Raw genomic sequence first — 13069 nt, forward strand, 5'->3', positions numbered from 1 at the left:
TTATTGTTTAGTTTCATGTTTTCTTGTCCAAAACTAAAATTGCATATTTCGCTGACGCGTAATTTTCAATTTAGCGACTTCATAAATATACAAGACCTTTCGTTTTTGCACTAAAGTCCGCATTACGTTCAGGATTTATTGGCAACTGTGCTTTCGCGTTTATCTTGGTTCTTACGAAAGATTTTCTTTACATCCTTTCTACTGAGTATTGGTTCAAAGCCTAAGTCCTGCTGAAATTTTCGTAGTTTTTTTCGATTAAAACGATATTTACAAAACATTTTCCATTTTAAGTAGCGTTTGTCTTTTTTCTTTTTTAGACCATGTCCAGTCCTATACAACATGGTTTCGTATATAGACCATAATGCAACTAAATATAAAAAAGGCAAAAATGTTATTGTTAATAGTATTGGTAATAGAAAACTTCTTAAAGTAGATAGTTTCGCAAAATCCTCAAATCCCTGATAGATACGATAGACGGTATAGGCTAGAACCACGAGCCCAAAAATCATAGTAATGTTACTAAACAGTTTCTCAACAGCTTTATATTTTGGTTCATCTTTTGTATAAACCGTCGAAACTCCAATAATTGTCATTATTGGAATGAGTATTAGTTCTGCTATTAATGAGAAACTATAGAAATTTGCTATAAATTCCAGAATTACAATTCCTTTAATACTGTCTTTAAAGATTGATTTCAGGTATTTTTTTTCAGACCCAATCTTGTTTGTTTTCATAAGAAGAGGAAATCCAACTAGCATGGGCCAATAGATTGTGTCTTTTAATAGTGAAGTATCCCATATCCCCAGTTTGACAAGTCCAATTATTTGAAGTTGCACATAGATTATCATTAATAGAAAAAGAACAATTAATTTTTGTTGAAAAAAAGCTTGAATTAATTTAATTGAAGATTTTCTAACATCTTTTTGTGTAAGTGCAATGATTAAAAAAAGGGTTAACCAGAAAATAATAGCTAATTCTCTCGTGCTAAAAAAGTCAGTCATATTTTGATTTTCAGCATTGTTGCCAACAATTAAATATAGTAACTAGTGCTTTTATTTCTATTATAGCCCTAATTTAGCACATCTTTTCCGTTGGCCTAATTATTAATTTAATGGTTTATGGCTCTGCTGACCCTTACCCTATTTTGTTAAGTCCAGTTTCACTTGCTTGCCAAATTACATGCCTTAAAGAAAAACAATTCTTTGAGAAGTTGGTTGCGGGAAACCGTAAAAAGTGAATGGCACTAGGGTACATAAAAATTATAAAGTGGCACAATAGATCCGAAATGCGTGCCATATAATGATGCTATACATTTAGCAATCCCGATAGTAAAGGACAAACGGCCCAGGTTCAGTCAATGCGACCTTCATGTTAGGCCTACCGACCACACGAACACTTAGTTATTGGCAAATGTTATTTTAGAGGTGATTGTCCCTCCATCTTTCCAATCTGGATAACCTACTTTTTAATATTTTTTTTGACAACCAATTTTTGTTCTTCTTAATATTTAATGAATTGGTTATAAATTCTTCTTTTGTCAAATTGGGATTTGTAAATTTTCCCTTTCTAAAACATTCTTTACAAAAGGCATAATTATCACTTTTATTTTTGTTTGTTCCATATTTGAGCATTGAATTAAATTCCAATCCACAGCTTTGACAAAACGAGTATAATTTTTCCTTTTGTTTAATTATGTTCTTTTCTCTATTAATGGATGGTATGTCCATAACCCACATTAGTACTCCAAGAAAAAGTAGAGTAAAGCCAATATCTCTAATTTCCATATAATTGGAGAAGTAGTTTTTTTTCAAATTTTCTTCTTCATCTAAATACTTTTGAGAAAAAGTTAGTTTCTTGGTCAGTAAATTCAGTTGAAATTTATGTTTTTTGTAGCTTTTCCATATTGTTTCTATTGAATCACTAACAATTAAGTTGTTTTTAGGTCCATTAAGAACTCTGGAAAAAACCAATGTTGAGTCGGATATAAGTAAAGGGTTTTCAACACTATATTTTGTAGAAAGAAAATCAGAAATTCTAATTAAATCATCTTTTTCATTATCAATTTGCATTTGAGCTAGTAAAACTGAATCCCTTATTTCTCTATGTTTGTCAATCTCAGAAAAATACTTTTGCTCCGCAAAGTCCATATAGTAAAAACTATAGCCGATTAGAAATAATCCTATCAAAGCTAAAAGTTTATAAAGTCTATCTGGAATGCTTATATTCATAATATTAGCTAACGAACGGTTGAAACTTGTAATTACAATTGTTTTATAGGTCTAATGTATAAAATAAATTTTGCTGTTTTGTTATATCTGGATTTGTACGACACCAATTTTACAGAGTTTGTAGGGAATGACTGTGTTGGTCTCGGTTTTGCGCTACCCTTGCTTTTGGATTACTATTTTATTACTTACCAATTTAGGGATTTTTGCTTTGTGCTAGAAGAATTTTTCTTGTTTATCTAAAGTGGCAGAATTTAAAACGGGATGGGTAGCATAAAAAACCGAAATATATTAAGATTTGCCTGTCCCTATAGTTTGGGAAAAATAGATCTATTTTTAATACTGCTGATATTAATGTTGGGTTCCCTAAGATTTCAATGTATAGGAGGTGCCTGGGACACGAATGCTTAGTTTGTAGTTGTGGTCTTTTACTCAGACCATTTTGTAGTAAATGCTATATCCTGAATATTAACATTATGTTTGGTCAATTCAGTAATATTTGACTTGTTAAATAAAAATATTGCTATTTTTTCATCTTTGTTCTTAATAGAGGACTTATTAAACATAATATTTCTTAGCTCCAACATATTATAAATTAACCTGCTGCAGAATTTCGTCATTTCACAATCTCTTTCAGGATCGAATAATCTCGTTTTAATTATTGTCTCCTTTTCTTTGTCATTATATTTCTGATATGACACGGAATTGCTTAAGTCAAACTCAAATTCTTCCTTTGAGGTTTTAGGGTCAATTAATTTTATGGATTGATAATTAGGGAAAGCTCTCATGGTATGTTTATAGGAATTGTATTCATCTCGATTATGAAAATCTATCGCTAATACTTTAATTGCCACCTTTAGAGATTCTATACTTTCTTGTACATCAGTGAAGTATTTCTTATCAAATTTTTGTCTAGAAAATGTTCCAAGATAAAATATATATTGTCCTACAGTAACGTTATGTCCTTCAAAATTTATCTTTTTATCAAGTATATTTAATTTCATATTACCATTTGCAATATAACCTATTTTCTTATAATTTCCCGACCAATTAGATTGAACAACTTGTCTAACTATTTTACTATTATCAGGTATAACTCCCTTATTTGGTAGAAATGCAAAAAAGAATTCGAAAAATGTTTCAATTGCGTGAAAATAATTTTGTCTTAAGTCCGCTTGAATTATGAATTTTGTATTCTTTGTGAGTGAAATTCTAGTACCTGCATAATTAAGCTCATTTTCTTTCAGTAATTCATCTACCGAATCTATATTTGAAAGCAAATTCTTTAAGTACGTAGCTCTAACTTCATGATACTCCTTAACATAAGAATGATAAAATGTTTCTGGTCTAGTTTCCAATAAAATTTTGTTTAAATATTTCAGTTAACAATTGGATATGGTTGTTAACTATATTTCCATTATAGGTCTAATTTACTAAATCTTTTTATTGGCCTAGTTATTAATTAAATGGTTTATGGCTCTGCTGCCCCCTACCCTATTTTGTGGGGTCTGATTGTTTTAGTTTGCTTAATTTTATGGAACTAAAGAAAAACAATTCCTTGAGAAATTGGTTGTGGGAAACCGTAATTTGAGGTAGTTTTAGATAATATGATGGTCTAAACACAACGGAATAATAAAGCAAGTAGGTTACCTTCAGGTCAATGGACAACCGGCGAAGTATGGGAAATAGGGTCTATTTGTTTGGCCCCTTCAGATTTTTCCAGACAGTTGGTAGTAGGTGCACTAGGCCTAGTTATTGCAGTATGTACTTTATTTTTTGATTTTTATTATTTCCTCTTTCAGTTTTGGTAATTCTCTCACGATTATTGTCCAAATAACTTCATCAGAAATGTTGTCATATTCGTGTGCAATTCTGTTTCTTGTCCCGATAATTTGTCTTGCGTTTTGTATTTCAATTTTTGTGTTCTTGTAATTTGTTATTCTGTTAACCGCTTCTCCGATAATTTCAATATTTCGCTCGACCGCTTTTTTGGTTTTTAAGCTTTTTGAAATTCTAGAAAATCTTTTATTTCAGACAAAAAGTCGAAAATCTCATCTATCGACCTTAAAATATCCTCAAGCCAAGCATTTTTTTATTATCCATAAAGAACAACTTTTGACTCGTCTATTTCCTTTCTAAAAAATGAGTTCTTTATTCCACGTTCTTCTATCAGGTCAATCTGTCTTTTTAATAAATGTTCCAATTTATCCTTTAATTGAAAATACAAGTCTGTATATTCCAACGGATCATTTTCTTCAAAGTCAACAACAAAGTCAATATCGGATTCTGAAGAAAAATTGTCAGTCAATACGGAGCCAAAAACTGAAAAGTTCTTAACTTTATATTGTTCGCAAAGCTGTTTGATCCGTTCTATATTTTTTTCTGATATTTTCATAAATAAATCATATAAATAACAAATTTACGGTTTTTCCGAGAGTTTATCTGGAGGAACTATTTTTGTTCAGGTTTACCTTCTGCGCTTACCATGCTATTGAAATTGGCTCCTTTTTATTTAGCACCAATTTAAGAGTTTTTGTTTTGTGCTGGGGAAAATTTTATTGGTTTTCCTTAAGTGGCACAAATTAAACTGGAATGGGAGTCGCCGACAGCCGAGATTTATTAAGAATAGGCATTTCTCACAGCTATCGAAAATAGGACCCTTTTAGTTAACATTTTAGTGTTCAGCCTTCCCTACTGCCCGTAAAGTGTTAAGGGTTTAATCCTTCTTATTTCATCGAATTTAGGGATTTTTGGTCAATATATGTACAGTCGCGGTGATAGTAGCTGCATTTGAGAATACCCAATGGCTAGATGTCCAGCCAAGTTGAGCAAAGACACGGGCGTGAAGTCTGTCTGTGTGTCCGTCAAAGGCAGGCCCGCCTGCAAGCGAGTCAGGCCCAAACCATTGATCGGTTTTGGGATTTTTTTAGATGTTTGGATTGAAATGAGTACAACTTTTCTAATTTTGCAGTCCCTTTAATCAAGGAAATAAGGTTTTGGTTCGGCCAACAGATATTCCCATTTGGCTCCTTGATGCGTGGAGAAATATCGAACTCGTCTTAAATTGTCACATCCAAGACGAGTTGTCGTAAAAAATCTCTGTTAGTAAATTTTAATACTATGTATTATAGTTTTACATAGAGCATTACCTCATGGGTTCCATTGTTCATGCTTGCAATGGTATTATGCGGAGCGGCCTCATAGGCATATCCCAGGTGCAGCCCTTTGCTTGCCTTAAAGATAAAGAACCCGCCAAATCCTTCGTCCAAACGGTATGCTGCTCCTAGTTCAAACCGGTCCCCCATCGCGAATGCGGCCGTAAAATCGACCGATATGGGGGATGCCTCCACATATCTCACCATTAGGGAAGGCCTGAAAACAATATTGGCGTTCAGGGGTATATCGTAACCTGCCGCTGCATATAGGTGTATTTTATCCTCTCCCTGTTTGGCTATCCCGTTGGCATCGTCCAAGCGATCCGGACTAAGGATCCTTGGAACGGACAGGGAGGCGAAGAAGGACTTGCCTTTTAGGTAGGCGCCAGCACCTATGTTGGGCGTAAACCCACCGTCGATTCCCATTATGCTTGGATCGGATTGTATGCCATAGGTAACTAGTCCGTCCGTGTTCGCCTTATAAGAATTTAAGCCTGCCTTTACCCCAAGAAAGAGGTGGGTATCTCCGCCAATCTGCAAGTGGTAGGAGAAATCCAGGGCCATGGAAGTTTGGTTCTCAATGAAGGTCCTGTCATTAATGATGGAAACCCCAAGGCCCAGGTTTTTCCCTACAGGTGTTCCGAAGAAAACGGTCTGTGTCTCCGGGCTACCTTCTATACCGGCCCACTGGCTCCTAATGCCGACCCCGATATCGGCCCCTTCGTTGGCCCCTGCAAAGGCGGGGTTCACAAGGTTCATATTGTACCTGTAAAAGGTAAAGTTGGGATCCTGTTGGGCATTTGAAATACCCGAAACCATTAATGCCGTAATGGCAATATATACTATTTTAAATTTCATTTTGATATTGATTTTTTTAATTGGTTAACGATCGGTCTTAATAATTGATGAACAGCCATCCCTGAATAGGGGCTATGCCATTGTCTAGATCAATGACGTACATATAGGACCCCGAAGGTAAGCTGTTACTCCTGGACTTATAGGTGGCGTTCCAATCGTTATTATATCCCTTGCTGGCGAATACCTCGTGTCCCCATCGGTTGTACACCTTGACCAAGGCATTGGGATAGTTTTCTATTCCGGGTATTACCCAATAATCATTGATTCCGTCCCCATTGGGTGTAAAGGCCTGGGCAGGTACCAAGGTTGGTGTCACCGGTGTCTCTTCTTCCCCTGGAACAAAAAAGCTGGTATCGTCCAACGGATCTGTATTGTTTGCTAGCTCATCTACATCCGAATCCCCGTCGTTGTCATCATCGGTATCAGAATTATTGCCAATACCATCGCCATCCGTGTCGGTATCTTCGGTGGCATCCAAGGGGAAGGCATCTTCCGCATCCGGAGTACCGTCGTTGTCCTTATCGTTATCACAAGAATCAGCTATTGAATCCCCATCCGTGTCCTCTCCGGTCAAGGTAAGGATCGCTGTTTCTATTGTAGTATTTCCATGGGAATCCGTTGCCGTTATCGTAATGGGGTAATCCCCCAAATCGGCACAGTCAAAATCCGTACGGTCAATACTTATGCTCACGGCACTGCAACTGTCATCACTATCAACTAAAAACGCTTCCGCTGTTATACTGGCGAAACCTGTTTCATTCAATGGCATTTCAATATCCTGCACCACTATTGTCGGAGCCGTTACGTCCGCCAAGGTAACCTCAAAAGCGGTGCTATGGGTATTCCCGTTGCCATCGTCCGCAGTTAAAGTAATGGTCTGCAATGTCCCGTGTCCACTAATTACGGTTCCCGCAATTGGCGATTGGGTAATCGTTGTTGTGCCACAATTGTCCGTAGCCGTTGTTAAACCTGTATAGTCCGGGACAACAAAATTGCAATTGGCATCCAGCTCTTCCTCAATGTTTTGAACGGCGGTCAATGTGGGAGGAATAAGGTCGTTAAAGGTCACGCTAAAGGTCTGTGTGCCTATTTCACCCAAACTATCCTCAATAGTAACAGTAATGGTACTTGTTCCCGCCGCACCCAATACCGGTGTTATGGTAAACGTACGGGTATTGCCGTTTCCGGTAACGATAATGTCCGCATTGGCGACTACAGCTGTATTTGAAGAAGTCGCGGTAACCATAAAGGTATTGTCCCCCGGAAAGGCATCCGTAATCGTTAAGGCAAGTTCTGTGACCGACCCGTTGATACATTCGGACTGGTCCGCCACCACTGATCCTACGGGCGAATCGTTGGCCATAGTCGTAAAAGAAACTTCATTTCCATAGCCCGTCCCTCCAACATTGATGGCATAGGCTCGGACAAAGTATTCGGTTCCGGAATCAAGTCCTGTTATTTCATCGGAGAAGCTACCGTCCCCATTACCAATTATTATTTTGGGATCATCATCCACATTGGGTGTGCCTGTAGTGTTATAAACGATACCGCGTTCAGTAACCGTTTGCCCTCCGTTGTCGGTTACCTCACCGCCTAGGATTGCAGTAATGAATGTAATGTTGGACGATGTTGTTGTGGTAACGGTTGGAGGAACATTTACCGTCATCGTTATTGAATTTGAACTTAATACATCCGTGGTAAACCGATCTACCTCTGCGTTAAAGTTTTGGGCAACCTCCAATGCCGATAAGGTTTTATTATATACCCTTATCAATCCCATGTTGCCATTCAAGGGATGCTGCCCCGGTGTTTGTCCGTCACCGATCAAATAATTTGTGATGGAAGAAAGCGTAGCTATACCTTCGTTTTGGTCTGCTACCTCTACTCCATCTACATAAACCCTAGTGGTGATGTTTCCTGTTTCTACCCCTGCTGTATAAACAATGTGGTGCCAGACTCCTTCAGAAACCAATATTCCCGAATTTCTGTCTGCATATTGCCCCATATCCCAAAATAAATTTCCAGAGGGATCCACACCCAAACGATAATGCAGGTTGGGTGTCGAGAACCAAAATTGATGACCGCCATTTATGCGTTTTACCCAAGTTTCCACCGATAGCGCATTGGTAGACGTAATGTCCCAATTGTTCACTGCACTACTTTGAATGGTTGTACTGCTGTTTCCCTGAAAATTAAAACTACCGGCCCCTACAATAGTGGAATAGGAAGTAGCCAAGTTGGAAGGCAAGGTGGCGTCATTGTTATTGGAGCTTATGTCCGTCCATGCCACTCCGGAACCTGGATAACTGGACCGGTCTCCGGCATCTAAATTTAAAACCAAATTTGTATTGACGATAGTTCCCGAATCAGCGGACAATTGCACCTCGATAACATCGCCATTTACCAAATCTGTGGTAGTATAGGTAGCGTTGGTCTCACCGGGAACCACAATTCCATTTTTCTTCCACAAATAATTTGTGGCAGCGGTTCCGGACGGTGTTGCGGTAAACGTAACGGAAGCATCTGAACTAATGGTATTGTCCGTTGCGCTGGAGGATAATGTTAAGCTCGGATTTAATGAAGTGGTAAAACTCTCTTCACTACCATAAGCCGTACCTTCGCTATTGATAGCATAGGCACGGACAAAATATTGGTTCTCGGCGCTAAGCCCTGTGATTTCATCTGAAAAGCTTCCATCACCATCACCAATTTGTACTTTGGTATCGTCATCTACATTGGGGGTACCAGTGGTATTATAGACAATGCCTCGTTCGGTGACGATTACGCCTCCATTATCGGTGACCTCTCCGCCAAGGGTTGCTGTGGTATTGGTAACGCCTGAGGCGGCAGAAGTGGTAACGGTTGGGGCAGTATTAGCAGACAAAACAATAGGATCAGGGCTTACTGCAGGGTCTATTTCATTACCCCCACCAGTAGCTGTATGAATCCAATTCCAATTATAGGTTCCTGGATTTCCGTTGTTAGACACATTTGCTATGGTTACTACAATCTCAGATCCACTAGCCACTATTGGATTGTCTAGAGTAATAAAGGCTCCGCTGCCGCCGACAGAAAATATTCCTGCAACAGTTCTCGAATTTCCATTTACCAAAACGGTAATGTCTCCTACAGTTACACTATTAGTATTCCAGCCATTTGCAGTATTTAAAGCATATAAAATAGCATCACTCCCTCCTAAGCCCGTAACAGTAGTATATTCAAATGTATAAGTGACACCTGTAGCTCCTGCACTTAAGTTATCTGCCGACCAGAAAAAATTTTCTAATTGAGGGTTTGATGTCGTAAAACTTTCGACTCCACCATAACTCGTACCTTCGCTATTGATGGCATAGGCTCGGACAAAATATTCGGTACCTGCGGTAAGCCCTGTAATTTCATCCGAAAAGCTACCATCCCCAGAACCGATCTGTACTTTAGAGTCGTCATCTACATTGGGGGTTCCCGTGGTGTTGTACACGATGCCGCGTTCGGTGACGGCTGCTCCGCCGTTGTTGGTTACGTTTCCGCCAAGGGTGGCTGTGGTATTGGTAACGCCTGAGGCGGCTGTGGTGGTCAGGGTCGGTACTTCAAGTAGATTGATGGTGATTGTAAAGGTCTGATTGGTCAATTCCCCACCATTGGGATCGCTTACCTTGAATTCAAAACTATCCGCGTTCTGATCACCGACAGTATTGGTGTATCTGAGCCTATCATTCTTAATATCATCCAAAGTAAAAGTGGCATTGACTACCAATTCTATATCACCGGTCTCAAATACGTTGCTCGGATTGGAATCTATAAACAAAACACCGTATGAAACTGCCGAAGTAATGGTAAAAGTAATGTCGGAACCACTGCCTGTTTCAGCATCCGTGGCGTTCAATTTTCCAGAGTCAATGAGCTCGGTCGTCCCTTCATTGAGGGTCAATCCGTTGTTTACGGCTACCGTAGGCGCCTGATTTATCGTAATATTAAACGTCTGGTTAACCAACTCCCCTCCATCCGGGTCACTCAGGGTAAACACAAAACTATCCGCGGTCTGATTATTAACCGTATTGGTATATCTGAGTCGGTCGTTGTTAATATCATCTTGCGTAAATGTTGCATTTACCAAGAGTTCTTCCTCACCGGAATCGAAGGTATTGTTGAGGTTGGCATCAAGAAACAATGTTCCATAAGCAACGGTACTGGTAATGGTTGCAGTCAATTGGACGTCATCCCCCGTTTCGTCATCATTAAAATGCAATTTACCACTATCAATGTTTCCGGTTGCTCCTTCCGTTACCGTTAATCCGGTATTGGCATCCACTATTGGAGCTATATTGGGAGCACTCGTTGCAAAACTCTCCACCCCACCATAAGAGGTCCCTTCACTATTGGTAGCATAGGCCTGATAGTAATAGGTCGTTGATGAATTTAGCCCTGAAATGCTTTCGTTAAAAACACCTGTGCCACTTCCATCTGCGACTTGTGTAACCCCTCCTTCCGCAATAGTTGGGGTATTGTCCGAACTGGAATAGACAAAGCCTCTAGCAGAGACGGTTGATCCGCCGTCAGAAGTGACATTGCCGCCAAGAGTAACAGTGGTAGTTGTAATATCTGAAGCCGTTATGGTGGTTATGGTTGGGGCAGTACTGGGGGCAACAATATTTGGTGTATTAAATGCTCCTGACGTAATGGTATAAGCATTTGAATCATCATAGATCCAATTACTCCTATTATTGATTTCTGAGGCTATAAAAGCTTTGGTTCCAGTTAACGTACCGTTATATTTTGCGTTGTCCGTTTCATTAAATGGATTAGGAAACAGGGCAATTGCATTGGTACCGTTGGTCAACATACTGGGAAGCCCGGTGGTACTGCCTCCAGTGGTTGCACACGACTGTCCTGCTGTTGTGCAGTTCTGGCAATCGAACCAATTATTTGCATCGTCACAGCCTGCTGTGTGGGCAAAATTATCATCACCATAAAGTCCGGATAGAAAATTAGGAGAGCTGGGCTTCGCTCCAGTTGTGCTTTGATATGCAAAAAGGTTATCCCCTCCTAAAAGATTCCAACCAGTTCCACTCAAAAGTGTAGACATACTGCCAACGGAAGAAATCAAATTATCTGTTGAACCATTTTCGTATATATATATTATTGTTCCAGCGGGTGTTGCCACTGTGGAAGTCCACGAATAATGCCCTTCATTTGCCCCGTACCATGTATTACCGTTGCTATTCCAGCCTTCTTCTGTAAAATAGATTACTGTTCCTGCAGATAAATCTTCTAATGTAATCCAGGAAAAAGAATGGTCTTCTGTTCCGTTTGCATCGGTATTATAACCTATAAATGCAACATCCCCTGCAGTAAGTGTTGTTTGGGAATTCACAACTGAAGTAGTAATACTAAAAAATAACATAAATAGAATAAGATAGGTAGTTTTTTTCATGATGGCATTGCTTTGAATTTTTTAAAAAGGCAATACTATGACATTGTACTTTTCCTTACTTAAAATTGTTGTGAAAGTGGAAAATTTTGATGTTTACACCTATAATTTTTGTAAGAATAATAATATTAAAATGATCAACTGTGATTGCCGTACCACAAGCGCATGGAATAAAAAGATGGACTTACGGGATTTTTGCCTGATATAGGCCAAGTTGTGGGAAGTGATCAGTATTTGAGCGGCCAAGGCAGAACTGTTTAATTGCTAGTGGGCCGGCCAAGTTATGCATAGGCAAGGGCGTGATGCCGGCACCAAAGGAGTTTCTTTTATTGTTTTCTTTAGATGGCACGGATTGAAGCGGAATGGGTGGCACCGACCAACGAGGGAAATGATCCGCTGTAGGCTCATCAATCTTTTCTCCATAATATAGCAAATCCTCTTATTCCTAAAATGATAAAATACAAATACATAATCGTAATAATTCCGATTATGTATTACATTTATTACAAATTCTTCTAAATATTTTATTAAATCTACGTAGTTACTACCCAATAAGCATGTATTTCGCAAAAGTTGCATGATTGAGAATGATTGGGATAAAATATTTGATAATCAGATAACCTCACAATGCTAATTGAAATCTAGAACTAAAAAAACACCCTCTTAGAAGGTGGCTTTTGAAGCTACCTCCATTCACATGGATAACAACAATGTTGTCACAAGAGCATTTTTATAAGATGACGCAACAAATCCATAGCACCATTCACAATGGGACATGAAACTTTAGGACAATTATTTTGAAAAAGCTCTGGGTTTTATCAAATCTAAAAGCAGAATAAAGGGTATTTTTGGAACGTTATGTCATAAATTGCAATGAATAAATTAATAAGAGTTGAGTAGCATATTTAAATTTCGAATCGAACTGGAGGGCAGTCACCCCACTATATCACGGGAATTTTTGGTTCCATCGGAATTCACGTTTTACAAGCTTCATCATATCGTTCAAATCGTTATGGGATGGGAGAATTATCACCTTTACGAATTTTCAATTGACAGCTATCGTATAGGTCAAAAATTTGAGGAGGATGGCTTTAACGGACCTAATGAGATCATCGATTCGAAGACGATAAAAATAGGCGATGTCCTAAAATCCAAAGGCCAGAAATTGGATTATCTCTATGATTTTGGGGATTATTGGCAACATTCCTTGATCTTGGAAAGAATCATAGAAGACCTGACAATTCCATTTCCAATATGCTGCTCGGGAAAATTGAACTGTCCCCCAGAGGATGTAGGTGGCCTACCCGGTTTTTATGACTTTCTTAAAATCATGAACAAACCTAAACATCCGGAATATAAAGAGCTCATTAAATGGGTAAAAAGGGATCAATCTCAAAACTTGG

General features: G+C 38.7%; 8 protein-coding genes. 1 reads left to right on the top strand and 7 read right to left on the bottom strand.

What is annotated here, in order from left to right; translation table 11 throughout:
- Positions 1 to 128: 128 nt before the first annotated feature.
- The 7 genes from KO529_RS01695 to KO529_RS01725 all read right to left on the bottom strand — a co-directional run bounded on the left by KO529_RS01695 (position 129) and on the right by KO529_RS01725 (position 11669).
- Positions 129 to 1001: a hypothetical protein gene (locus KO529_RS01695; RefSeq protein WP_215946192.1), complete on the bottom strand. Its 873-nt coding sequence runs from the start codon at positions 999 to 1001 to the stop codon at positions 129 to 131.
- Between the two features lie 417 nt (positions 1002 to 1418).
- A complete protein-coding gene (locus tag KO529_RS01700; RefSeq protein ID WP_215946193.1) occupies positions 1419 to 2228 on the bottom strand; it encodes a zinc ribbon domain-containing protein in 810 nt (269 codons plus the stop codon).
- 425 nt (positions 2229 to 2653) lie between these two features.
- The gene (locus KO529_RS01705; protein ID WP_215946194.1) at positions 2654 to 3583 is read right to left on the bottom strand and encodes a hypothetical protein; all 930 of its coding nucleotides are present in this window, start codon (positions 3581 to 3583) and stop codon (positions 2654 to 2656) included.
- Positions 3584 to 3994: 411 nt separating this feature from the next.
- Positions 3995 to 4237, bottom strand: coding sequence for a HepT-like ribonuclease domain-containing protein (locus KO529_RS01710; RefSeq protein WP_215946213.1), 243 nt, complete (start codon positions 4235 to 4237; stop codon positions 3995 to 3997).
- Positions 4238 to 4320: 83 nt separating this feature from the next.
- Entirely contained in the window at positions 4321 to 4620 is a 300-nt protein-coding gene (locus tag KO529_RS01715) for a nucleotidyltransferase family protein (RefSeq protein WP_031442479.1), read from the bottom strand.
- Positions 4621 to 5350: 730 nt separating this feature from the next.
- Complete coding sequence (locus KO529_RS01720; protein WP_215946195.1) at positions 5351 to 6238, bottom strand: PorP/SprF family type IX secretion system membrane protein; 888 nt, start codon at positions 6236 to 6238, stop codon at positions 5351 to 5353.
- A 37-nt stretch (positions 6239 to 6275) separates the two neighbouring features.
- Complete coding sequence (locus KO529_RS01725) at positions 6276 to 11669, bottom strand: gliding motility-associated C-terminal domain-containing protein (RefSeq protein WP_215946196.1); 5394 nt, start codon at positions 11667 to 11669, stop codon at positions 6276 to 6278.
- Positions 11670 to 12558: 889 nt separating this feature from the next.
- On the opposite strand from KO529_RS01725, the gene KO529_RS01730 reads away from it, so the two are divergent.
- A partial coding sequence (locus tag KO529_RS01730) for a plasmid pRiA4b ORF-3 family protein (RefSeq protein ID WP_215946197.1) occupies positions 12559 to 13069 on the top strand: 511 nt, incomplete at its 3' end.

Origin of the sequence: Arenibacter algicola, from assembly GCF_018860365.1 — a bacterium.
In the GTDB taxonomy this organism is placed as follows: domain Bacteria; phylum Bacteroidota; class Bacteroidia; order Flavobacteriales; family Flavobacteriaceae; genus Arenibacter; species Arenibacter algicola_B.

What these genes read in the sequence shown, in the direction of transcription:
- KO529_RS01725 (WP_215946196.1), bottom strand. Translation starts at nt 11,669, where the DNA reads ATGAAAAAAACTACCTATCTTATTCTATTTATGTTATTTTTTAGTATT.
- KO529_RS01695 (WP_215946192.1), bottom strand. Translation starts at nt 1,001, where the DNA reads ATGACTGACTTTTTTAGCACGAGAGAATTAGCTATTATTTTCTGGTTA.
- KO529_RS01720 (WP_215946195.1), bottom strand. Translation starts at nt 6,238, where the DNA reads ATGAAATTTAAAATAGTATATATTGCCATTACGGCATTAATGGTTTCG.
- KO529_RS01700 (WP_215946193.1), bottom strand. Translation starts at nt 2,228, where the DNA reads ATGAATATAAGCATTCCAGATAGACTTTATAAACTTTTAGCTTTGATA.
- KO529_RS01715 (WP_031442479.1), bottom strand. Translation starts at nt 4,620, where the DNA reads ATGAAAATATCAGAAAAAAATATAGAACGGATCAAACAGCTTTGCGAA.